At 63.3% G+C, this 21,946-nt stretch carries 19 protein-coding genes and 1 riboswitch; of the genes, 5 read left to right on the forward strand and 14 right to left on the reverse strand.

The features are described 5' to 3' along the window. The first annotated feature begins 164 nt into the window (after positions 1-164). Positions 165-1,547, forward strand: coding sequence for a replicative DNA helicase (gene dnaB, locus VT84_RS24195; RefSeq protein ID WP_082841290.1), 1,383 nt, complete (start codon positions 165-167; stop codon positions 1,545-1,547). A 76-nt stretch (positions 1,548-1,623) separates the two neighbouring features. After that, entirely contained in the window at positions 1,624-1,971 is a 348-nt protein-coding gene (locus VT84_RS24200; RefSeq protein ID WP_052560439.1) for a DUF3634 family protein, read from the forward strand. Between the two features lie 4 nt (positions 1,972-1,975). Here VT84_RS24200 and VT84_RS24205 read toward each other — a convergent pair whose 3' ends face one another. The 10 genes from VT84_RS24205 to VT84_RS24250 form a co-directional block, all read right to left on the reverse strand. Further along, the gene (locus VT84_RS24205) at positions 1,976-3,049 is read right to left on the reverse strand and encodes an Ldh family oxidoreductase (RefSeq protein WP_052560438.1); all 1,074 of its coding nucleotides are present in this window, start codon (positions 3,047-3,049) and stop codon (positions 1,976-1,978) included. Between the two features lie 20 nt (positions 3,050-3,069). Beyond that, on the reverse strand, positions 3,070-4,254 hold the full coding sequence (locus tag VT84_RS24210; protein WP_157469784.1) for a TolB family protein: 1,185 nt from the start codon (positions 4,252-4,254) through the stop codon (positions 3,070-3,072). A 36-nt stretch (positions 4,255-4,290) separates the two neighbouring features. Continuing rightward, the gene (locus VT84_RS24215; protein WP_082841292.1) at positions 4,291-6,033 is read right to left on the reverse strand and encodes an ArnT family glycosyltransferase; all 1,743 of its coding nucleotides are present in this window, start codon (positions 6,031-6,033) and stop codon (positions 4,291-4,293) included. Between the two features lie 139 nt (positions 6,034-6,172). Beyond that, a complete protein-coding gene (locus tag VT84_RS24220) occupies positions 6,173-6,592 on the reverse strand; it encodes a hypothetical protein (RefSeq protein ID WP_052560435.1) in 420 nt (139 codons plus the stop codon). 10 nt (positions 6,593-6,602) lie between these two features. After that, positions 6,603-7,571, reverse strand: a complete 969-nt coding sequence (locus VT84_RS24225) for a PhoH family protein (protein WP_082841293.1) — start codon at positions 7,569-7,571, stop codon at positions 6,603-6,605. A 110-nt stretch (positions 7,572-7,681) separates the two neighbouring features. Next, a complete protein-coding gene (locus tag VT84_RS24230) occupies positions 7,682-8,554 on the reverse strand; it encodes a phosphatidate cytidylyltransferase (RefSeq protein ID WP_082841294.1) in 873 nt (290 codons plus the stop codon). Between the two features lie 22 nt (positions 8,555-8,576). Continuing rightward, the gene (locus VT84_RS24235) at positions 8,577-9,350 is read right to left on the reverse strand and encodes an isoprenyl transferase (protein ID WP_082841295.1); all 774 of its coding nucleotides are present in this window, start codon (positions 9,348-9,350) and stop codon (positions 8,577-8,579) included. A 405-nt stretch (positions 9,351-9,755) separates the two neighbouring features. Beyond that, complete coding sequence (locus VT84_RS24240) at positions 9,756-11,042, reverse strand: adenylosuccinate synthase (protein WP_082843402.1); 1,287 nt, start codon at positions 11,040-11,042, stop codon at positions 9,756-9,758. Positions 11,043-11,142: 100 nt separating this feature from the next. Continuing rightward, on the reverse strand, positions 11,143-11,748 hold the full coding sequence (locus tag VT84_RS24245) for a mobile mystery protein B (protein WP_082841296.1): 606 nt from the start codon (positions 11,746-11,748) through the stop codon (positions 11,143-11,145). Then, on the reverse strand, positions 11,738-12,109 hold the full coding sequence (locus VT84_RS24250; RefSeq protein WP_157469786.1) for a hypothetical protein: 372 nt from the start codon (positions 12,107-12,109) through the stop codon (positions 11,738-11,740). The genes VT84_RS24245 and VT84_RS24250 overlap by 11 nt, the downstream gene beginning before the upstream one ends. Positions 12,110-12,249: 140 nt before the next feature. On the opposite strand from VT84_RS24250, the gene dacB reads away from it, so the two are divergent. Genes dacB through VT84_RS24265 form a run of 3 tightly spaced genes read left to right on the forward strand, consistent with a single transcriptional unit; the run spans position 12,250 to position 14,679 of the window. Then, complete coding sequence (gene dacB / locus VT84_RS24255) at positions 12,250-13,815, forward strand: D-alanyl-D-alanine carboxypeptidase/D-alanyl-D-alanine-endopeptidase (RefSeq protein WP_162271828.1); 1,566 nt, start codon at positions 12,250-12,252, stop codon at positions 13,813-13,815. Between the two features lie 59 nt (positions 13,816-13,874). Next, a complete protein-coding gene (locus tag VT84_RS24260) occupies positions 13,875-14,471 on the forward strand; it encodes a zeta toxin family protein (RefSeq protein WP_162271829.1) in 597 nt (198 codons plus the stop codon). Continuing rightward, a complete protein-coding gene (locus tag VT84_RS24265) occupies positions 14,464-14,679 on the forward strand; it encodes a hypothetical protein (RefSeq protein ID WP_052560426.1) in 216 nt (71 codons plus the stop codon). The genes VT84_RS24260 and VT84_RS24265 overlap by 8 nt, the downstream gene beginning before the upstream one ends. Before the next feature lie 60 nt (positions 14,680-14,739). Here the strand turns inward: VT84_RS24265 and VT84_RS24270 are convergent, their stop codons facing one another. From VT84_RS24270 to VT84_RS24285, 4 genes are all read right to left on the reverse strand, one after another. Beyond that, positions 14,740-15,738, reverse strand: a complete 999-nt coding sequence (locus VT84_RS24270) for a ribonucleotide-diphosphate reductase subunit beta (protein WP_052560425.1) — start codon at positions 15,736-15,738, stop codon at positions 14,740-14,742. 169 nt (positions 15,739-15,907) lie between these two features. Next, positions 15,908-18,220 (reverse strand): ribonucleoside-diphosphate reductase subunit alpha, encoded by a 2,313-nt coding sequence (locus tag VT84_RS24275; RefSeq protein WP_082841300.1) that lies wholly within the window; start codon positions 18,218-18,220, stop codon positions 15,908-15,910. 206 nt (positions 18,221-18,426) lie between these two features. Beyond that, positions 18,427-18,634: riboswitch (cobalamin riboswitch) on the reverse strand. Positions 18,635-18,913: 279 nt separating this feature from the next. Continuing rightward, entirely contained in the window at positions 18,914-19,252 is a 339-nt protein-coding gene (locus tag VT84_RS24280; protein WP_052560423.1) for a hypothetical protein, read from the reverse strand. A gap of 810 nt (positions 19,253-20,062) precedes the next feature. Beyond that, on the reverse strand, positions 20,063-21,553 hold the full coding sequence (locus VT84_RS24285; protein WP_082841301.1) for a DUF1501 domain-containing protein: 1,491 nt from the start codon (positions 21,551-21,553) through the stop codon (positions 20,063-20,065). Between the last annotated feature and the right edge of the window lie 393 nt (positions 21,554-21,946).

A 21,946-nucleotide genomic window follows, 5' to 3' on the forward strand; every position in this document is an offset into this window, starting at 1 on the left:
GATCCCGCCCCGACGACCCATTCGCCCACGGTCCCGCCCCCTTCTCTACTCCGCGGCGGCGGCCTTCCATTTTTCCGCGCCGCCCGTTATCAATCGCGCTGGCCCCTGTGTGCGTGTTCCCGGTCGCACACGCCCGATTCGCCGTAAGCCGTGAGCTACTCGCAATGTCCAACGACAGCCAACTAACCGATCGTCTCCCGCCCCAGAACCGCGAAGCCGAGCGCGGCGTGCTCGGGGGTATTCTGCGCGACCCGGACACTCTGCCGACCGTACAACAGCACATCATCACAGACAACTTTTACTTCGACGCGCACCAGAAGATTTATCAGGCGCTCTGCGACCTCGCGACCGATGCTCAGCCCATCGACCTCGTGCTGCTGTACGAGCGGCTGCGCAAGAACAAGCAGCTCGAAGACGTGGGCGGGCAGGCGTATCTCGTCGAGTTATGGGAAGCCGTCCCGACCGGGGCCAACGCCGAGTACCACGCGAAGCTCGTCAAAGACACCGCGATGGTGCGCGGACTAATCCACGCCAGCAACGAGATCCTCCGCGACGCCTACGACCGCACGCAGTCCGGCGACGAGTTGGTCGCGCAGGCCGAGCGCAAGATCATGGAAGTCGCGAAGCAAGGGATGGTGGGCGAGACGGCCGTGCTCTCGACCGTGGTCAAGGAAGCGTTCGACCGGCTCGATTCGCGTATCGGCCAAGATAATCTCGCGATCAGCGGGTTGCCCAGCGGTTACGTCGACCTCGACAACATGACCGCGGGGTTACACAACACCGAACTCGTCATCATTGCCGCACGACCATCCGTCGGGAAGACCGCGTTCGCGCTCAATATGGTCCGAAACATCATCACGGAAGGAGCAATGACGGGCCAATCACCGGTTGTGATGTTCTTCAGTCTCGAAATGGCCCGCATCGAATTGGCCGAGCGCCTCCTGTGCTGCCAGTCGCGGGTGCCCAGCCACAACGTGCGTAAGGGGCACCTCAACTCGGATGACCTCCAGAAGCTGATGGACGCGGGCGACATCCTGCGCCGGTGCCGGCTCTACATCGACGATACCCCGAGCCGCACCATGATCCAGATCGCGGCCAGCGCCCGGCGCCTCCAGAAGAAGCACGAACGGGACGGCGGGCTGAAGCTCATCGTGATCGACTACTTGCAGCTCATCGAGCCAGAGAACCGCCGCGACCCGCGCCAGGAACAGGTCGCGCAGATCAGCCGCCGGTTGAAGTTCCTCGCGCGCGAACTGCACATCCCGGTGATCGCACTGGCCCAGGTGAACCGGGCCTCCGAAGACCGCCAGGACCACAAGCCGCGGCTCTCCGATCTCCGCGAATCGGGGTCGATCGAACAGGACGCCGACACCTGTATGATGCTGCACCGCCCGGGCAAGTTCGACGGCCAGGAGGACAACGTCCTCGAAGTCATCATCGCGAAACAGCGTAACGGTCCGACGGGCGAAATCACCCTCACGTGGCGGAAGGATTACAACCGCTACGAGAACTACATCGCCGACGTGAACATGAGCGACGGTCTGTGAGCCGGTTGCATTCCCCGCGCGTTCGATTTAGCATCCTCTTGAGTTCAGTTCTCACCCGTGCTCAGAGGATGCACGAATGGAGTTGTTCGCCCAGGGGCTTGTGCTCGCAATCGCGGTGGCTGTCGCGTGGGGATTGTGGGGCGCGGCCCAGCCGGAGCCGTACTTCGTAGTCACGGTCGTCCGCGGAGAGGTGCGTTCCACTACGGGAACCGTAACCTCGCCGTTCCTGCAACGGGTTCACGAAGTCGCGACCGACCATCGAATCGCCACCGGTCGAGTGTGGGGCGTGGTGCGCCAGGGCGGGCGCATCAGCCTGAACTTCTCGCGCCACTTTCCGCCGCCCGCGCGCCAGCAACTCCGGAACTGGTGGGGCGCTTCGGGTTGGACCGCAAGCATGAACCGCAACAAGTGCCCGCGACGGTAACGGCTCATCCCCCAATCGGGCGCGGGGGCGTCACGCGGAGCCGCGTCGCGTGCGGTTCCAGCGCGTCAATGATGCCCGGATACAGCGCGACACCTTCCACCAGCGCGCGTTTCTTGTTCGCCAACCCGCGCTGACCCGGCACGCGGACCGCCTCGACACCGGGAACCGGCGGGTTAGCGCGGCAGGCATTCGCGAGCCATCCCGTTTCGCGCCGGAACGCATCGAGTCCACCAAACGCCGACGGATCGATCACCTGCACGAACACCGACGCGCCCCACTGAGTCGGGGCTTCGGCCCGCCCGAACCCGCTCAGCCCCTGTGTGAGCGCTTCGACCATCAGCGCCAGCCCGAAGCCCTTATGTCCGTATTCGGCTCCCCCGAGCGGAAGGAGCGAGCCCGGCGGATTGGTGAACAGCACGTTCGGGTCGTCCGTCGGTGTGCCGGAAGCATCGAGCGCCCACTGACCTGGGAACTTCTTCCCCTCGCGTCGGAGCCGGCCCGCCATTCCGTTCGTCGTAATCGAAGCGCTGATGTCGATCAGGATCGGGTCGCCGTCGGTCGGGATGCCGACCGCGAACGGGTCCGGGGTGAACACCGCCTTTCGCCCCCCGAACGGCGCGACGCTGGCCACGGCCGGGTCCGAACTGGCGATCGTAATCATCAGCCCGCGATCGGTCGCACGCTGGAGGAACGCTGCGAGGCACGCGATGTGGTGGCTCTGCCGAATGACGACCGTTGCGACGCCGTAAGTCGAAGCGCGCTCAACCGCGAGGTCCACGGCCTTCGTTGCGAGCCACACGCCGGGGAGCCGGCGCCCGCCCCAGGTCACCGTCGCGCCGCGATCCGCCACAACCTCCGGCTCGCCCCGTGAAGTCATCCCACCGGATTCCAGTTCTCCGAGATAGGTCGGGGCCAGTTGCAAACCGTGCGTGGTGTGGCCGAGCAAATCCGCTTCGACCAGCCCCGCGGCAATCGTCGCCGGTTTGTCGCCGTCGGTTCCGGCTGCGGTGAACAGCGCGGTGGTGTACTCGATCAGATCACTTACCCGGTAGCGAATCTCGGAATTGGTATTCGACATCGTTTCACCTGGGAGAGCACTTACCGCCCGGCGCCGACCGGTTGCCAGTGGGGCCACATCGCGCCGGCACCGGCCTTCAAATCTGTGATCCGCTTTTCGGTTCGATCGGACAGGTTCATGACGTAAATGTTGCGAACCCCGTCGCGCATCGAACCGTAGGCGATCCACTTCCCGTCCGGCGACGGTTGCGGATGGTAGTGTAAAGAACCGTCCGCGGATTTGGTGAGTTGAGTGGGCCGGCCGTCGAGCGTCGTCTGGAACAGTTCCACGCTCTTGCCGACCTTCGCGGTGAAGTAAACCAGCGCGCCGTCAACGGACCACACGGGAGTGTCACTGCTCCCGCCGTGGAAATCGAACACGTCCAGGAACTCGATCACTCCCCGATACCCGCCGCGATCGGCGAGCTTCTTCAACCCGGTCCCGTCGGGCCGAACGATGTGCGGGTGACAGTTGTAGTGTTCGCCACTCACGAAGAGGAGCCACTTCCCGTCCGGCGCCCACTTCGGCGCGAAGTCGAACGGGTGGTCGGTTTTGATGTGCTTCTTGTTCGCGCCGTCCGCGTCGGAAACGTAAAGCTGATAGTTCTCGTGGTAGCAAATGAACTTCCCGTCGGGCGAGGCGCTGTACCCGTAGGCGAACCCGCCCCCCTTCCCCGATACGTCGCGCTTGTTGCGCCCGTCCAGGTCCATGAGGTAGGGCTTCGAGACACCCTTAATCAGCGGCGTGAACCCCAGCCCGCGCCCATCCGGGAGGAAGAACAAGCCGCCGTTGTAGTGGCTGACGCGATCCACATCCGTCACGTTTGTGACTTTGCCCGACGCGAAGTCGAGCAAGCACGAATCGAGCTTCCACTTGCCCTCTTCCATCCGGAACTGCTTGTTTGCTTCTTCCCACTTCGCGTTCTCGGGCGACTGCCACCCGGCACCAATAACTGCCGACTTGCCGTCCGGCGACCAACCCGCGAACTGGGTCCAGGTGTCGGGTTCCTTCGCCAGTTCTTCGGCGACAAGGTGCCGACCCGTACCATCGGCTTTCACGACCACAGCCCGCATCGTGCGCACGTTGGCGTGCCGGCTACCGGGGAGGTTCGTCTTCAGCTCCGTGTACCCGATGAGCGGAACGGCCGGCTCCGCCCCTGGTGCGAGCGCACAACTCGACAACACGAGCAAGCTCACGAACATCCTGGCACTGGTGAAGCGAATCACAGCGAACCTCCGTGGGGGCAATCGTTCCAGCTCGAATTACTCAAGCGGCGGCGGGCCGTTCTCCTCGTCGCGGAAATCGTAAAGGGTAAACGTGGACGTGCGCGCGAGCGGGCGCCGCGTGCGCAGGTACTCCAGAGTCATCGTTTTCGAGGGGGTCAGGTCCGGGTACATGGACACGACCGTGTGCCCCACTGCCAGGATGTGTGGACCGACCGCGCGGCGCAGCTCTACCTCGTTCGTGATCTCCGGAAGTTGGCGGTCGGGGTCGAAGCGCCCGAACGGGGGCGCGCTAACCGCGGGGTCCACACCGAAGTACCACACCCAGATCGGCGGGCGCCCGTTCGCCTCGTACCACGCCCGGAGTTCGGGAACCCCCTGCCCCCAATCGCCGTTGGAGTCCGCTACGCGCCAGTGCGCCGTACCCGGGCCGCCGTGCGCCTGGTTCAGGTACCCCAACCCGTTCGGCCACACCCACACCGAGATCCCGGCCAGCGCCAGCACCGCGGGGAAACCGACCCACGCCGCGCAGTGTGCGTACCCGCGTTCGAGGGCGACCGCGAGCGCGACGTAGCCCAACGCGACGGCCGGGAACGCGAGCCGCAACCCGATTTGGAGGTTCGCTTTCAGAAGGACGGTGAGCAACAGGAGCGCGACGAACGTGAGCGGATGCGCCGCGGCTCGCACCCGCGCGAGTGCGGCGAACATCAGGAGGAAGATCGGCAGCGGCACTTTCATCAACAGGAGTTCGGGGAAATAATAGCGGTACCCTTCTGGATAGAAAGTGCCGTTCAGAAACGTGGGCCGGGCCTGCGCGTTGAACCACCACTGGAACGCGAACGCGCAGACCGCGTGCGGAACACGGGGGTATTCTTTGGCCCACGCCTCGTAGCCGGGTTTCAGGGGCTCCGTGGAGGGCATCGCTTCCGCGACCCGCGCGAACGGGTACCGGCCCGGTTCGGGGTGACCGAAGTATTCGACCGCAATGGCGAGACCGATTACCAGGATCGCCGCTGTATTCAACACAGACCGGAACACGGTTCCGGCAGCCTTCACTCCCCACGCCTTCCAGTCGCCCCCGTCCGGGCGCGACAAACCGCCAGACGCGAACCGGTAGCACACTTCGAGCACGACCAGGGTGATGCCACCGTAGAGCAATGCGGAAATCTTGCACAGCGCCGCGACACCGAACCACAGTCCCGGAAGCACTAACCGCTTCCACCAATGGCCCGCGCGCCCGGTGTAAACGGCCCGAGTGAACGCCATGAGTGCAGCGCTCACTGCGACGTCCGTGGTGGCGAGTGAAGCGTGCCCCAGAATGTTCGGGTCGGCCGCAATAAACCCGGCCGCAAGGCGCCCGGCCCAAGGTCCGCTGGCCGCCCGCCCCAGGCGCCACGCGGAGACGACGAGCAACCACAACCAACCGAGTGTCACGGCACGCGCCAGCGGCAGCAGCGCGAACTTCTCTTCCGGCGTTTCGAGCCGCGCGCCCGACTGCCGCTCGTGGTAGTAAAGTGGGAGCGTGACCGCGTCGACCGGGAGCGGCATCGTGCCATAAATGGCTGTAGTTTCGTGAAAGAACGCCCGGGGGCGCCCGTCCGTGCGGGTCCACCCGCGCCAGGCCTCCAACCCGGAATCCAAGTAAAACGCTTCGTCGTAGGTCGCGCCGATTAGCGGCGACGCACTGAAACACCACTGAGCGGTCAACGCGGCCAGGACCGCGAGCCAGAGCGCGGCTACCAACCAGCCCCGAACGAGCGGAATCGAGCCGTCACGGGCCATCGGCACTGATCCTGGATCGCGTCGAAAGGTGGGGCGCTTCACACGAAGCGCGGAGTGATAATAAACGCGGTCTCGTCGAGATATCCAGTCACTCGTTGTACCCGCTCATTAAAGTGAGTTGTGATTACAATCTCACACTTCACTTCTCCAAACCAAATAACTCGATCCCCCCGTCTGCGTTCCGCTTCGCCCCGAGTAATTTCAGTTTGCCCCTGACGACCCGCTCGGCCCACACGTAGACCTCTTGCTCACCGTGCGCATTGGCAATGACAGCGTAGCGATACGGATTGCCCCACATGTCCAAGAGATCCGAATCCCCGTCTGGTAAGAACGACTTTCCCTCGGAAGGTCGCTTGTGAAGGTCCAAGAGCGCGACCGGATACTTTCCCCCCGATGCCGGATCTCCTCGATACACCTCGCACGATTGGAGCACGTACCTCGCCCGAAGAATTGTTTGTTCTGAGTTGTAATGCGCGTCTAGCTCCTTCGTCGAGAAAGCAGCGGCGACGAGTACGAAGAACGCGACCAACCCGGTAGCGATCCAATACCGCCGGCTCATCGATTTCTCCTTACGCCGTCGGCTTGCGGCCGCGGGGCGACTCATCCTCGTAGGCCTTCACGATCCGCGTCACGAGCGGGTTCCGCACGATGTCCGTCTGGTCGAGGTACACGATCGACAGCCCCTCGACGTCGCGCAGCCGGTGAACGGCGTCGGCCAGACCGCTCCGCACGGTGCGCGGGAGGTCGGTCTGCGTCATGTCGCCGGTCACGATGACCTTCGAGTTCGTTCCCATCCGGGTCAGGAACATCTTCATCTGCTCGACGGTCGCGTTCTGGCCCTCGTCCAGAATGATGCACGCATGCGACAACGTCCGGCCGCGCATGTACCCCAGTGGCAGGATCTCGATGACCTCGCTCTCCATGTGCTTCTTCACCGTATCCGGTTCCATCATGTCCGCGAGCGCGTCGTAGAGGGGCCGGAGGTACGGGCTGATCTTCGCGACGAGGTCGCCGGGCAGGAACCCGAGCCGCTCGCCCGCTTCGACCGCGGGGCGCACGAGCACGATCTTCCGCACCTGTTTGCTGCGCAACAGCGACACGGCCCACGCGACCGCGAGGTACGTCTTCCCGCTACCCGCCGGGCCGACGCACAGCACCACGTCGTGCGACTGGAGCGCCTGCACGTACCGGCCCTGGCCGTCGGTCCGCGTGCGCAGGTTGCGCCCCCCCTCCGTTGCGACGACCGATCCCGTTCCGCGTGTGGTTCCGCCGCGGATCACATCAATCACGCCCGTCACGTCCTTCGCATCGAGCTTACCGTGTTTGCGGGCGACCTGGCGCACCTGTTGAAGTGCGCGCTCGAACTGCTCCGCGGCTTCGGCGGTGCCCTCGATCTTCAGTTCCCCGCTGCGATACACGGCCTTCACCGCGAACGCATCGCGGAGGGCGCGCAAGTGCTGATCGCGCGGGCCGAAGAGGATCACCGCCTCGTCGCGGTCCTCGATCGTCAGCGTGCGCGTCACCAGCGAATCGGCCATGTTGAAGTTCCAATCTTGCGACGCAGAAGTACGAAGTTCGCACAGGGACACACGAAGTCGGCGGCGAGTTCGTTCCTTTCGTGCGTGTCCCTCAGACAGTAGATCGGCTTTTAGTGCCAACTGAACCACAGATACGCGACGGGAGCCGCAAAAAGTACCGAATCGATCACGTCGAGTACGCCGCCGAAACCGGGGATGCTCTTGGAAGCGTCCTTCATCTGGCCGTCACGTTTGATGAGCGATTCGGCCAGGTCGCCGAGTACCCCCGCCAGCCCCACTACCAGCCCGAACGCAATGGCTTCCGGGATGCCGTGCCGGAACACGTCGCCCATGAACGAGAAGCCCACCGCGACCGCGGCGCCGGTCGTCATTCCGCCCGCGAACCCTTCCCACGTCTTCTTGGGGCTGAGCACGGGCGTCATCTTGTGCCGGCCGAGGAACGTGCCCGTGAAGAACGCCCCGATGTCGTTCCCCTTCGGCACGAACACGACCAGCGCGAGCATGATCGCGCTCGTGTCGGCATCAGGCACGAGCCAGCGGATTTGCGCGAAGAAACACGCCAGGAGGCCCAAGTACGCGACCGCAAAGAGTGTCAGCGCAAGGCGCGGAACCGCGACTCCTGGTTCGCCGGTGTATCGGCGCATTTCCAGCAGGAACGCCGCAATCAGCACAGTCGCGAGAATCCACGCGACCAGCGCCCACACTGATGCGGGTACGAGGCTGAACTGCTGGTGGATGGCGGGGTACCAGTTCGCGAGCAGTGCGAGCAGTACACCGCAGGTGACAAGCCCTTCGGACGGGCGGTGTACGGCGGGGATGAGTCGAACGAGTTCGCGGGAGCCGAGGGCACCGGCGAGCATCAGGAAGGCGAACAGGAACGGGAACCACGCGAACCCGCTGCGCGCGAGCCACGAGTCGCCGAACAGCACGCCACAAGCTCCCAGCGCGAGGAGCGATCCGACTACCAGTCGCGTTCGGATCATTACGAATGCGCTCGTGGGTCGGTCATGTGGTGGTGTCCGTGGTCAGTCCGCCGAAGCGCCGTTCGCGCCGCGAGAAGTCACGGAGCGCGTCGTGCAGCAGACCGGCGTCGAATTCGGGCCAGAACTTCGGCGTGACCCAAATTTCCGCGTAGGAGATCTGCCAGAGAAGGTAGTTGCTCACGCGCATCTCGCCCGCGGTGCGGACGAGCAGGTCCGGGTCCGGCATCCCGCCCGTGTACAGCGCCCCCGAGATGGCCGCTTCATCGATCTCTTCCGGCTGTAGATCCCCGCGGTTCACGCGCGCCGCAAGCGACTGCACCGCGTCCACGATCTCGGCGCGGCTGCCGTAGTTAATCGCGAGGCACAGCGTCAGCCCGGTGTTGTGCTGCGTGAGGCGCACGTTCTCGTCGATCTCAGCGAGCACTTCATCAGGCAGCCCCGAGCGCCGACCGATCACCGTGAACCGGATGTTCTGTTCCTGGATCTTCTCTCGTTCCGCGAGCAGGTACTGCTTGAGGAGCGCCATCAGGAAGTCGATTTCCGGCTTCGGACGCTTCCAGTTCTCGGAGCTGAGGCAGTACAACGTGAGTTGGCCGATCCCGAGCCGGCAGCACTCTTCGGTAATCACGTCGACGGAGTGCGCGCCGCGCTCGTGCCCCTCGGCGCGTTCCTTGCCCTGGCGCTGTGCCCACCGCCCGTTGCCGTCCATGATGATGGCGATGTGGCGCGGCAACCGGGCCGGATCGAGTCCGACCGAGCGGGCGTATTCGCGGGGTTCGTGCGCAGTGGAAATCATTCAGTTGCACCACAAAGGCACGTGGACCGGCACACAGATCCACACAAAAGCGAGGCGCGATTCACAATTGCTAACAATTCCGGGCGTATCCCACACTATCCCCAGCGAGAATCGCCCCAAACACTGACGCATCCAACACTTCGATACGACCGGACGCCCTCAACGGTTCTTTCGGCGGCTAACAAATGCTAACATTTCCCGTTCAACTCACCGGTCGCGTACCCGAAAAACGTGATCCGTTAGCTACATCTGCCATCTGGTATTCGCGTGTCGTTCATTACACCCGACGAATACCGGTTTGACAATGACACGACACACTCAACTGATGACACCGCGGGCCGGGTGAACCGGGCGTTTCAGCCCGCGGTGCGTTCATTAGCGCTAGCATCAGTCCAAGTGTTGCGTCTACACCATGATCGTCTGTTCGCGCCCGGGACCGACGGACACCACGGACACCTTCAGCCCGATCAGCTCGGCGACGCGGTCGATGTAGCGCCGGGCCGCGCTCGGCAGGTCCGAGATCGCGCGCACCGCGGTCAGGTCTTCGGTCCAGCCCGGCAGCGTCTCGTACACCGGCTTGCACCGCGCCAGCAGGTGCGCGTCGCTCGGGAAGTGCGTGATGCGCGAACCGTCGAGTTCGTAGGCGGTGCAGATCTTCAGTTCCGGGATGCCGCTCAGCACGTCGAGTAGCATCAGCGTGATTTCGTCCGCACCGGCGAGCGCCGCAGTGTAGCGCACGGCCACCGAATCGAGCCAACCGACGCGCCGCGGGCGCCCGGTCACGGTGCCGAACTCGCGCCCAACAGTCCGAATTTGCTCGCCCAGCCCGTCGTTCAGTTCCGTCGGGAACGGCCCTTGCCCCACGCGGCTCGTGTACGCCTTCACCACGCCGATGATCCGCTTCAGGTGCTTTGCGGGCACGCCGGACCCGCCCCAAATGCCGGACGGGAGGCTGCTCGAACTGGTGACGTAGGGGTACGTGCCGTGGTCCACGTCGAGCAAGCTGCCCTGCGCGGCCTCGAAAATGATTCGCTTGTTGGCCGCGATCGCGTCGTGCAGGAAGCGCGTGGTGTCCCGCACGAACGGCCGGAGGCGTTCCGCGTAGGTCAGGTACTCGGTCGCGACCGCTTCGGGGTCGAAGACCTTCGGCGCCGTACCGCCCGCGAGCGCGCTCATGAGCTTGTTCTTGAACGGCACCACGAACCGCAGTCGTTCGCGCAGGTGGTCCGGCTGGAGCAGTTCGCCGACACGAATAGCGAACCGCCGGCCGACCTTGTCCTGGTAGCACGGCCCGATCCCGCGCCCGGTGGTGCCGATCTTCCCCTCGGAGCCGCTTTCGAGCAGCCGCTCCTCTTCCATGTGGTACGGGAAGATGACGTGCGCGTGGTCGCTCACGAACAGCGACCCGGACACATCGAGCCCGCCCTGCTTCACGAGCGATTCGAGTTCTTCGATGAACCGGGGCGGGTACACGACGACCCCGTTCCCGATGACGGACTGGACGTTCGACCGGATCACCCCGGTCGGGAGAAGGGAGAGTTTGAAGCTCTTTCCGTTGACAACGACCGTGTGCCCGGCGTTGGCGCCGCCGTTGTACCGCACCACGATATCGAAGCCATCGCCGAGGAGATCGACGATCTTACCCTTCGCCTCGTCCCCCCACTGCAAACCGACCACGCACGTACCGGGCATTGTGTGAAACCGCCGCGTTGCGAACTTCATTGGTGTGAATCAACCCGTCTCACGCTAGTCCGCGCGGCGTAGTGCGTCAAGGGTGGCCGGCGGTACGGGGTCACCTGGAAGCGTACTGCTGGTGCAATTTGACGAGTGGCGCATAGTCGAGCCGGTCGGCCGCCTGAATCGCGGCAATGTACTCCGATCGGATCGGACTGACTTCGCCTATCTGGGGTTCCGGCCACAGAACCGGGTCGGAACCGTGGAGCCGTAACCAGATGTTGGCGAGCATTCGAGCCCACCGCCCGTTCCCATTCAGGAACGGGTGAATCTTCACGGCGCGGTAGTGCAGGAGTGCGGCGTCCTCGATCAAGGAGTACGGCCCCTTCCCCCAATACGAAATGTCTTGAACGAGGCCGAGAACGTTGGCCTTGACGTCGTGTGCGGGGCACCCGAGATTGAGGTTGCAGGTTCGCGGTGTACCCGCCCAAGCCCAGACGCGGCCGAACATTTCCTTGTGAAGCGCGAACACCCAATCGAACGTGAACGGTGCATCGACCTCGGTCAGCCGGCCGACGAAATACTTGGCCACAACGAGAGTGATGTTCTCCGCCTCGGCTTGGTTCAACTGCCCGCGGGTTCCGATGTCCTTGATGAGCAACCCGGACACATCGTCGATGGGAGTTTCGCCCGGAATGGGCACCCAACCCGGATCAGTCTTCATCCCAGAGTTTCCGTTTGTTACCCGCGAGCAGGGCTTGAGCCGCGACTTCGATGATGCGCTCGTAACCGGCCGGGTCAACCGCTGCCGCTTCCAGACCTTGTGTTCCCTGAACGAACCTAGCAACGTATCGCGCTTTTGCGAGCGCGCGGTCGCGCAGAACGCGATTCACCGACACGCGGCGTGCCGTCGCCAGATCTAACCCGAGGACGCGACCGACCGCCACGACGTGTTCAAAACGGACCCCGGTTGGATCAACGAGAAGTTGACGGACCGTTGCAGTCGGTACACCGCTCATACGCGCCAGCGCGGGAACGGTGATTCTGAGTCGCCTCCGGCGCTTGTTCAGAATGGTTTGTATCATAAGGCCCCCATTAAAACTGATCATACCATCGACGGGGCCGCAGACCAAAGTCAACCACTCCGCTCAGCGCACTCGCACACGCAACGTACTGTGGTACCATGATCTTCGCGTCACGTTCCCCAACCGGAAAGGCGGTCGCCGTGGTCCGTGCCCGTTCCCCGCTCGCGCTCGTATTGCTCGCACTTGTCTGGATCGTACCCGCCGCGGCCGCCCCTCCTGCCGCACTTTCGGAAAAACTGGAAGCCGTTATCGAAGCTCCCGATTACAAGCACGCCTCCTGGGGCATTCTGGTCACCGACGCGAAGACCGGCGCGACCGTTTACTCGCGCAACCCCGACGCGGCGCTCGCGCCCGCGTCCGTCACGAAGCTCTTTTCGAGCGCGGCTGCGCTGGTCGCCCTAGGGCCGGATCAGAAGCAGGAAACTCACGTGTACCAGCGCGGACTTGCGCTCAAAGGGACACTTCGCGGCGACTTAATTCTGGTCGCGTCCGGGGATCTCATGTTCGGCGGGCGTACCTCCAAAGACGGGAAGATCGTTTTCAAGGACAAGGACCACACCTACGCAAACGGCGGATTTGGCGACTGTGAAGTGACCGACACGGACCCACTCGCGGCCCTGAACGACCTCGCCAAGCAGGTGAAAGCCGCGGGAATCACACAGATCGACGGCGAAGTGCTCATCGACGACCGGCTGTTCGCCCGCTCACGCGGTACCGGGAGCGGACCGGACTCGATCTCGCCGATCGTCGTGAACGACAACGCAATCGACGTGATCGTGACGCCGGGCGAAAAAGAAGGCGATCCGGCGAAAGTCGTGATGCGGCCCGAAACGTCCTTCTACACGCTCGACGCGAGCGTTGGAACGGGTTCGGAAAAATCGTCGGCGAACCTCCACCTGCTCGCCGTTGGGCCGACACAGTTCGCCGTTCGCGGCAAAGTGCCCGTCGGGAGTAAGCCCCACGTCCGGATCTACAACGTGGACGAACCGACCCTTTTCGCCCGGGCGCTTTTTATCGAAGCACTGCGTCGCAACGGAGTGCAGGTCCAGTGCGCGGTGCTCCGCCCCGCCCCCAGCCCTCTTCCCGCGAAAAGTGATTACGAGAAGCTCCGCAAGGTCGCGACGTTCACCTCCGCTCCGCTCAAAGACACGCTCCGCGTCACGCTGAAGGTGAGCCACAACTTGTACGCGAGCACGTTACCGGCACTGCTTGCTGCATCGAAAGGTCAAACCACGGTGGAATCGGGCCTCAAGGAGCAGGCCAAAATTCTGAAGGAACTGGGTGTGGATACGAGCGCGGTTTCCTTCGGTGGTGGTGCGGGCGGGTCGCCGGCGGACCACGCGAGCGCGCGAGCCACAGTGCAAGTCATTCAAGGCATGGCGAAGCGCCCGGAGTGGGACGCATACAAGGCCGCGTTACCCGTACTCGGCGTGGATGGCACGCTCAGTGAATCGGTGAAGGAAGACAGCCCGGCGCGCGGAAAGGCGTCCGCAAAAACCGGCACGCTCATCTGGTACGACAACGCGAACGAGCGGTTCCTACTCAAGAGCAAGGCGCTGGCCGGCACGATGACCACAAAGAACGGAACCGAACTCTATTTCTGCATCATCGTGAACAACGTGCCGCTCCCGGAAGGCGTCACTTCATCGCGCGAGGGGAAAGCGCTCGGCAAACTGTGCGAAGTGCTCTACGAACACGGCCCGTGATTCGATGAGGCGCATTGGTTCACTGTGTTGACCGTTTTCGCACAGCAAAGGAGTCGCCCGTGACTACGCCTTCAACTCCGGCCCCGCAAGTTGCGATTCTTGGTGGTATTAATGGAGCGGGGAAATCGTCATCCGCCGATCCCATTCTGCGTATCGGGATGAAGATGCCCATATTTGTAAACGCAGATACTATCGCACGAGGTTTAAACGCTTTCGACCCAGAATCAGAAGCAATTAAAGCCGGTCGCGTGATGCTGGAGCACTTGCGCGACCTCGCCACACGGCGCCGAAGTTTCGCACTGGAAACCACGCTTGCGGGCCGCACCTACGCGGACTGGTTGGGAGAGTTGCGCCTGAGTGGGTATGTGGTCCACTTGTTCTACTATTGGCTCAATGCACCCGAACTGGCAATCAACCGGGTGGCCGTTAGGGTGCGAGCCGGAGGGCACCACGTACCCGATGAGACGATCCGCAGACGGTACACTCGCAGCGTGCGCAATTTCCTGGAACTGTATCGACCGGTAGCGACAACGTGGCAGGTGTATGATAATAGCAACGGGCGACCGAAGCTGATTGCTTTCAACAACAACTACTTCGACACGATTCTCGATCCCGACACGTGGGAACGGTTCAATAGGAGCGCCGAAGATGCTTGAACCAACAACGTTGCCAACGGAAGACCTGATCGACCACGCAAAGATCGATACCGCTCTGGAAACCGCGTTCCGAGACATGCTTCTCGAACACGCCCGGTTGGGCCGTCCGGTGTGTGAATCGCGCGACGGCAAAGTCGTGTGGGTAACGCCCGCGGAAATCTTCGCGCGATACGGACTCGATGAATTCGGTCGTGAGAAGACCGCGTAACGTGCTCGCAACACGACCCTGGGTGAAACCGTTCGCCAGGGCCGTGCCGCATTCAAATCATCAGAAATCTTCGCCGAACGCCACCGCCCCGGTAACGCCGAGTTGGTACGCCGACACGCGGCGCTCGAAGAAGTTGGTCAGCTCCTGGACGTCTTGCAGGTCCATGAAGTCGAACGGGTTCTTCGCACCGAATACGGGTGCGACACCGAGAGCTTCCAAACGCCGATCGGCGACGTACTCCAGGTAGCTCCGAAGGTCGGTGAGCGACAGCCCGGCGACCCCCATCCCCAACACGTCGCGGGCGAACGTCGTTTCGCACTCGACGGCCTCTCGCAGCATCGCGACGATTTGCGCTTCCAGTTCCGCGTCGAACAGGTCCGGCTCTTCGCGGCGCACGGTATCGATCACCCGGAACGCGAACGCCATGTGCGCGCTCTCGTCGCGGAACACCCAGTTCGTGCCCGTCGCCAAACCGTGCAACAACCCTTTCGACCGCAGGAAGTACACGTAGGCGAACGCCGCAAAGAAGAACAAGCCCTCGATGCACGCGGCGAAGCAGATCAGGTTCAGCAGGAACGCCCGGCGGTGTGCCCGCGTTTCGAGCGTGTCCAGCCCCTCGATCGAATCGATCCACTTGAAGCAGAAATCGGCCTTCAGTTTGATCGACGGGATGTTGTCCACAGCGGCGAACGCGGCCTCCCGTTCGGCCATCTCCGGCAGGTAGTTGTCGAGCAGCGTGAGGTAGAACTGGACGTGCAGCGCCTCTTCGTAGAGTTGCCGCGACAAGTACATGCGCGCCTCCGGCGCGTTCACGTGCTTGTAGAGGTTCAACACGAGGTTGTTGCCGACGATGGAATCGCCGGTGGCGAAGAACGCGACCAGCCGGTGAATCAGGTGGCGCTCGGCCGGGGTGACGCGCGACCGCAGGTCGGTGAGGTCGGTGGAGAAGTCCACCTCGTCCACCGTCCAGGTGTTCTTGATCGCGTCCTTGTACATCTCGAAGTAGTCGGGGTAGCGCATCGGCCGCAGGGTCAGGCTCATGCCGGGATCGAGGAGCATCGTGAACCTCGTGAATTGCTGTATTTTGTTGGGAATTTGGTTTAATTCGTGAGGCAGAGCAGAGCGCCTTGTGCCACGCTGACGTCTGAATTTCTGCTTGTGGCACAGGCCTCTGGCCTGTGGAGGCGCCACAGGCCTCTGGCCTGTGCCACCCAAAAGCAGGCCCCAGTTACTGACAGGCTTCGCACGAGCCGGGGTTTTCGAGTGAGCACGTCACCGCCGTCGTGTCGGCGGGCGCGGCCTTCGTCACGGTCGTTTTGGCGATGCCGGTCGCGGGCCGGGAGCGGAGGTAGTAGGTGGTCTTCAGCCCGCGCTTCCAGGCGTGCATGTACATCGACGACATCTTGCCGATCGTCGGGCTTTCCAGGAACAGATTGAGCGACTGGCTCTGATCGATGAACGGCCCGCGATCAGCGGCCATGTCGATGAGCGCCCGCATCGGCACTTCCCACGCCGTGCGATACACCGCGCGAAGGTGTCCGGGTAGTTCGTCGAGGCCCTGCACCGAGCCGTCGGCGAGTTTGATCTTCGCCCGCACCGCGTCGTTCCACAGCCCGAGTGACTTGAGGTCATTCACGAGGTAACGGTTCACCTGGAGGAACTCGCCCGAGAGCGTTTCGCGTTTGAAGAGGTTCGACACCTGCGGTTCGATGCACTCGTAAGCACCGACGATCGAAGCAATTGTGGCAGTGGGTGCGATGGCCACCAAGAGCGAGTTCCGCAAGCCGTGTGCGCGAATACGAGCACGGAGCGCGTCCCACCGCGCGGGCTCGGTCGGCGTGACGCCCCACATATCGAACTGGAGCGTGCCGGTCGCGGCCCGCGTTTCGGCGAACGACGGGTGCGCGCCGCGTGCTTCCGCGAGGTCGCAGGAGGTCGCCAGCGCGTGGTAGTAGATCTCTTCCTGAATGCGGCGCGAGAGGTCGCGGGCCGCGGGCGCATCGAACGGGAGCTTCAGTTTGAAGAACACGTCCTGAAGTCCCATCACCCCCAGCCCGACCGGGCGCCAGCGCGCGTTCGACGCAGCCGCGGCCGATGTCGGGTAGAAGTTCACGTCAATAACGCGATCGAGGAACCGCACCGCGATCCGCACCGTCTCGGCGAGTGCATCGAAGTCGAAGCCGTCGGCCGTAACGTGGCGGGCAAGGTTCACGGAGCCGAGATTGCAGACCGCGGTTTCACCGGTCGATGTCACCTCGACGATCTCGGTGCAGAGGTTCGAGCTGTGAACGACGGTCCCGTCCGCGGCGGTCTGATTGCAGGTGCGGTTGCAGGCGTCCTTGAAGGTCATCCACCCGTTGCCGGTTTCGGCCAGCGTTTTCATCATCCGAGCGTACAAATCACGGGCCGGCACGCACTTCGCCGCGAGACCGCGTCGCTCGGCTTCCACGTAGGCCGCGTCGAATGCTTCACCGAACAAGTCGGTCAGGTGCGGAACCACCTTCGGGTCGAACAGCGACCACTCCTCGCCCGATTCCACACGCCGCATGAAGAGGTCCGGCACCCAGTTCGCGAGGTTCAGGTTGTACGTGCGCCGGGCCGGGTCGCCGGTGTTGTCGCGCAACTCCAGGAACTCTTCCACGTCCGCGTGCCACGACTCCAGGTACACGCAGCACGCCCCCTTGCGCTTGCCGCCCTGGTTGACCGCGGCCACGGACGAATCGAGCGTCTTGAGCCACGGAACGATCCCATTGCTGTGCCCGTTCGTGCCGCGAATTAGCGACCCGCGTGAGCGAATCCGGTGGTACGCCAGCCCGATCCCGCCCGCGAACTTCGAGAGCTTCGCGACGTCGGCGTAGCGGTCGTAAATCGCTTCGAGGTCGTCGGTAGGCGAGTCGAGCAGGTAGCACGACGACATTTGCGGGCGCGCGGTGCCGGAGTTGAACAGGGTCGGCGTGCTCGGGAGGTAGCGGTGCGCGGCCATGAGCCGGAACAGTTCGATCGCGTCCGCGGCGAAATCCGCCAGACCACACGCGACACGCAGAAAGAAGAACGCGGGCGTCTCGATGACGTGCCGCGTTTCGGGGTGCCGGAGCAGGTAGCGATCGTAAACGGTTCGCAGCCCGAAGTATTCAAACAGGTCCGGTTGTTGTTCCCCCGCCGCGGCGTTGAGCTTGCGGGCGTTGGCCGATACGAACGCGAACGTCCCCTCGGCCACCAATCCGTGCCGGTATCCAGCCGCGATCGACTGCGAGAACGAATGAACGTCCTGGTTCGTGACTTCTTTGTCGATGTACGTCGAGAGCAACCGCGCCGCGAGCCGCGAATACTCCGGCTCCTCCGCGATGAGACAGGCCGCCGTCTGGATCGAGAGCCGGTCGAGCTCCGCGGTGGTCGCGCCGTCGTAAAGCCCGCCGATCGTCTTCACGGCCACGCGCATCGGGTCGACGGTCGGCAGTCCGCCCGCACACCTCTGCACGGCGCGGACGATCTTGTTCACGTTGACATCTTCGAGCGCGCCGTTGCGCTTGCGAACCTTCATGATTGCTTGGGGGCCAAGGAACCGAGAGGGACTGACGGGCGGTGGCGCTACAGCGCGATCGATGGTGGAAGTGGTCACGTCGCTCTCTCCCGGATGAACGCAATAAAGCGCGGGGAGTGAGCGAAGGCAGAGAGGAACGCGCATGCGGGCGCGGACCAGCCGCCCGCTGCCTTCCCCACGAAAGCACGGTTATGTCGCGCGATTTTTGGTTCGCGCGGTCGCACGGCAGGTCTTCGGACTCGCAGGCGCGTGCGGCTCACCGCACACCTACTAACCGTCGCTTCCCAACCCGACGCGGGTCAGTGCGTGTGACGGCGTTTGTTCCTGCATACCGCTGCGGGGGCAGTCCCGGATTCGCACCGGGTTCCCTTTTCATCGGCCCGCACGAAGCGAGCCGAACCGACGACAGGAAGCGTGTATCGGCCAATGTGTTTTGGGGTAATGAAGTTAATCCCCGAGTAGTGTGGGATCGATGTCAGTTTTCGGCGCGGTTGCGCCGGATCGATCGAAGTGAACGCCAATACCAGACGAACTGCCGAAGTTAGCCGACCGGTGAGAATAGCGAAGAGTTTTTGACAGGATTAACAGGGTCGACAGGATTCAAAAAAGCAACTGCGATCAGTCGAGCTGTCGGCCCGGGCACATCGGCCCAAAGAATAACGGCCGGCATCAGCCGGCCGCCACCAAACGGGATTAGCACGCGGTCGCGGTGCAGCCGAACTGTTCGGCCCGCCTCGCGCGGACGGCTTCGCGCTGGCGCCGACGGGCTTCACGCTTGTACTCGCACTGGTAGGCGGTGTACTTGGCGTGGCACCCGGTGCAGCGGATGAAGCCGCTCACCGCTTGTTGGCCGCACCCGGCGATGATGCACACCCGGCTGGCCTTGCGCTCGGCGTATTTCGCCCGTTCGCGTTCGCGTTCCCGCTCGCGGTGCGGTTGGCACAGCACCGAGCCGGGAACTTGGGGGGCGTCGCAGAAACGGCAGAGGCCCAGGGCTTGGCGTTCTTCTTTCGTTTTCGTGTTCGAGGTCATATCAGATTGTGTGAAATAACCGCGTAGTTCGGCTCACCGAACCCACGAGGTCGTGTTGTGCGGAAGTATCAGGCCCGAATCGGCGCGACTGCTACGAGTGCGATGAGGCGGTTACCTCTCCGATTTCGAGCACCCAATAACGTTGTTTCTGGCGCTGATTGAAAGAACGAATGTGCCGTCAAAAACAAACCTTCGCAACGCGGGACTGGTGCCTTCTTTCGTTGGCACAGTGCGCAGCGAGGGCGCGTTGACGGAATTAACCGAGCCGTGGCGGGTGGAAGATAGACGAGGCCCGAAGTATCGGGCGAGGAGATGTGGAATCGTAAGCGAGTAATCGCCCCGGCTCCTCGGCACTCAGCGAGGCAAGTCGGAGCACTTGATCTTTTACGGGTACCGGTACGGTAGGCACCGGCGGTACGGGCACCGAATCGCGCAACGGCTTACCGGAGCAGTTCGGCCCCTGGCAAGGCTTCGGCATCGAGTTGCGTTGTTCGGTCGATCCAGATTGTGGCGAAAACTGTTCAGATTCGAGGAGCGGTGAGAAACCCCACGACGAATGCCCGCTACACCCGGCCGAAGCCCGGTTCGGAGACAGGAAGGTAACCGCGATCAGCGCGATAACCCACCCGCAACGGCGTATGAAGGTGTGGGAGAACATCGGTTTCACACAAAACCAACGGACATCCAGAATCTACCCGACAAGTGAATTAGAAGCAACAGCAAAACCGTAACAAGGGCAGCAGAATCGGACATCGAGCTGAATAACAATCCGCCGCCCTTCCGAATACGCCGCGGCATTGCAAACTACATCTATGCAAGTAGTTCGGACCGCACGCGACCATTTCCCCCGATCGGGTACGGACGGCCGAGCCGGTCGTGGATCTCGGCTTGAGGGTCAATGCCGAGTAAGTGGAACAGCGTCGCGACCACATCTTTCGGCGAGAACGGCGTTTCGGCCACGTCGCCCGCAATGCGGTCCGTGCGCCCAACCACACGCCCCTTCGCGAACCCGGCCCCTGCAAACATCGCCGAGTACGCACGCGACCAGTGATCGCGCCCGGCGCCGGCCACGTTCTGCACCCGCGGGGTGCGTCCGTGTTCGCTCATGACCACAATGGCCGTGTCCGCCAGCATTCCTCGCGCATCGAGGTCTTCCAGCAGCGCCGAAAACGCACCATCCAGCCCCGGCCCGAGTTCGTCCTTCAAGCGGGACTCCTGATATACGTGCGTGTCCCAGCCGGTGTTCACCAGCCCGTATTCGTCCCAGCACACGGTAACAAACTTCCCACCGGCTTCGAGCAACCGCCGGGCCGCGAGACACGATTGGCCGAACAGCGTCATCCCGTAGCGCTCACGCAGTTTCGGGGATTCGCTCTGCACGTCGAGGGCGCTTTGGAGCTTGCCGGATGTAAGCACCGCGCGAGCCAGTGCCCGGTGGCGATCGAACGGCGTGTCAGTGGTCTTCGCATCGAACGTGCGGCGCGCGGAATCGAGCTGATCCAAGAGCGATGCGCGACTGTTGAGCCGGTCGAGCGTCAGCGTTTCGTCGGGTGTGACGGTCTCAAATCGGTCAGTGGGCAGAATGCCGGCGTAGGGGTCCGAGATCTTCAGCTTCGGGGTATTCGGGTCGCCCGAATCGCGGAGGATCTCGCGTGTGCCCTTCGCGCGGAACTCGGACCAGATGGTGTCGTAAGTCGGCCCGAGGAACCCGCCGAACGGCCCGGGGCGCGACGGCCCGCGCTTCGACCCGAAAGTAAACGGAAGCCAGTAGTTGCGCGGCACCGCGGGGGCCTTTGCATCCGCACGCGAGCCGAGGTAATCGACCACGGACCCGATGAACGGCCAGTGCCGCGAATCGCGCACGTTGCCTTCGAGTTGCAGGTCGGTCGTCGGAACTGCCGAGAACGCGAACGCGGTCCCGTGAATGGGCGTGGGGTGCGTCAACGAACGCAGAATCGTGACGCGATCGAGCATCCGGGCGATTCGCGGGAGCACCTCGCCCACTCGCACGCCCGGAATCACGCTCTGAATCGAGCCCAGCGCGCCGCGAACCTCTTTCGGCGCATCGGGCTTCGGGTCGAACGTGTCGATCTGGCTCGGCGAACCCCACAGGTACAGAAGGATGCACCGTTTCGCGGAGCCGAATCCACTGGCAGTGGGAGCGGCTTGTTCACGGGCGGCCGTTGCACGCGACCAGTTGGTGAGCGTCAGCCCGAGCGGGGCCAGCGCCCCAACGTGGAGCAGGTCGCGGCGCGTCAGCCCGTCACAAAAGACTTTGTTTGACCCGAGAACGCGGAGCATCGCTTCACTCACATTGAAGAAAACGATTGTCCACCGGGATCGGCTCTGGGCCGAGAACGTAGCGCTGGGGTGCAGCAACCCGCGCGTCCGTAGGGGGTGGGAATATCCAGCAAGCGGGGCAGGTAGGGATGTGAGTGTACCCAGAGCTTGAACTTGGCGACAGTCAATTTTCTGCGCGAAGCCGAAGTCGTTGACGTGGTGAACCCCGCCCGCAAGGGCGGTGGGTGATTGAGCCACTCGAACGAACCCACCACCCTTGCGGGCGGGGTTCACCACTTGTCCTCCTGTAGCCGGCCTCTGCGAGGCCGGGATGTCCACTGTTTGTGGCTCACCGGCCTCGCAGAGGTCGGCTACAGAGGACAAGTCATCCCATCGCCACAGACCTGGTACTAC

Origin of the sequence: Gemmata sp. SH-PL17 (assembly GCF_001610855.1) — a bacterium.
Classification (GTDB): domain Bacteria; phylum Planctomycetota; class Planctomycetia; order Gemmatales; family Gemmataceae; genus Gemmata; species Gemmata massiliana.

Excerpts from the sequence above, each read along its gene's own strand:
- VT84_RS24205 (WP_052560438.1), bottom strand. The coding sequence starts at position 3,049 with ATGTCGAATACCAATTCCGAGATTCGCTACCGGGTAAGTGATCTGATC.
- VT84_RS24200 (WP_052560439.1), top strand. The coding sequence starts at position 1,624 with ATGGAGTTGTTCGCCCAGGGGCTTGTGCTCGCAATCGCGGTGGCTGTC.
- VT84_RS24220 (WP_052560435.1), bottom strand. The coding sequence starts at position 6,592 with ATGAGCCGGCGGTATTGGATCGCTACCGGGTTGGTCGCGTTCTTCGTA.
- VT84_RS24280 (WP_052560423.1), bottom strand. The coding sequence starts at position 19,252 with ATGACCTCGAACACGAAAACGAAAGAAGAACGCCAAGCCCTGGGCCTC.
- VT84_RS24225 (WP_082841293.1), bottom strand. The coding sequence starts at position 7,571 with ATGGCCGATTCGCTGGTGACGCGCACGCTGACGATCGAGGACCGCGAC.
- VT84_RS24240 (WP_082843402.1), bottom strand. The coding sequence starts at position 11,042 with ATGCCCGGTACGTGCGTGGTCGGTTTGCAGTGGGGGGACGAGGCGAAG.
- VT84_RS24250 (WP_157469786.1), bottom strand. The coding sequence starts at position 12,109 with ATGATACAAACCATTCTGAACAAGCGCCGGAGGCGACTCAGAATCACC.
- VT84_RS24270 (WP_052560425.1), bottom strand. The coding sequence starts at position 15,738 with ATGCTCCTCGATCCCGGCATGAGCCTGACCCTGCGGCCGATGCGCTAC.
- VT84_RS24265 (WP_052560426.1), top strand. The coding sequence starts at position 14,464 with ATGCTTGAACCAACAACGTTGCCAACGGAAGACCTGATCGACCACGCA.
- VT84_RS24245 (WP_082841296.1), bottom strand. The coding sequence starts at position 11,748 with ATGAAGACTGATCCGGGTTGGGTGCCCATTCCGGGCGAAACTCCCATC.
- VT84_RS24215 (WP_082841292.1), bottom strand. The coding sequence starts at position 6,033 with ATGGCCCGTGACGGCTCGATTCCGCTCGTTCGGGGCTGGTTGGTAGCC.
- VT84_RS24285 (WP_082841301.1), bottom strand. The coding sequence starts at position 21,553 with ATGCTCCGCGTTCTCGGGTCAAACAAAGTCTTTTGTGACGGGCTGACG.
- VT84_RS24235 (WP_082841295.1), bottom strand. The coding sequence starts at position 9,350 with ATGATTTCCACTGCGCACGAACCCCGCGAATACGCCCGCTCGGTCGGA.
- dnaB (WP_082841290.1), top strand. The coding sequence starts at position 165 with ATGTCCAACGACAGCCAACTAACCGATCGTCTCCCGCCCCAGAACCGC.
- VT84_RS24275 (WP_082841300.1), bottom strand. The coding sequence starts at position 18,220 with ATGAAGGTTCGCAAGCGCAACGGCGCGCTCGAAGATGTCAACGTGAAC.
- VT84_RS24230 (WP_082841294.1), bottom strand. The coding sequence starts at position 8,554 with ATGATCCGAACGCGACTGGTAGTCGGATCGCTCCTCGCGCTGGGAGCT.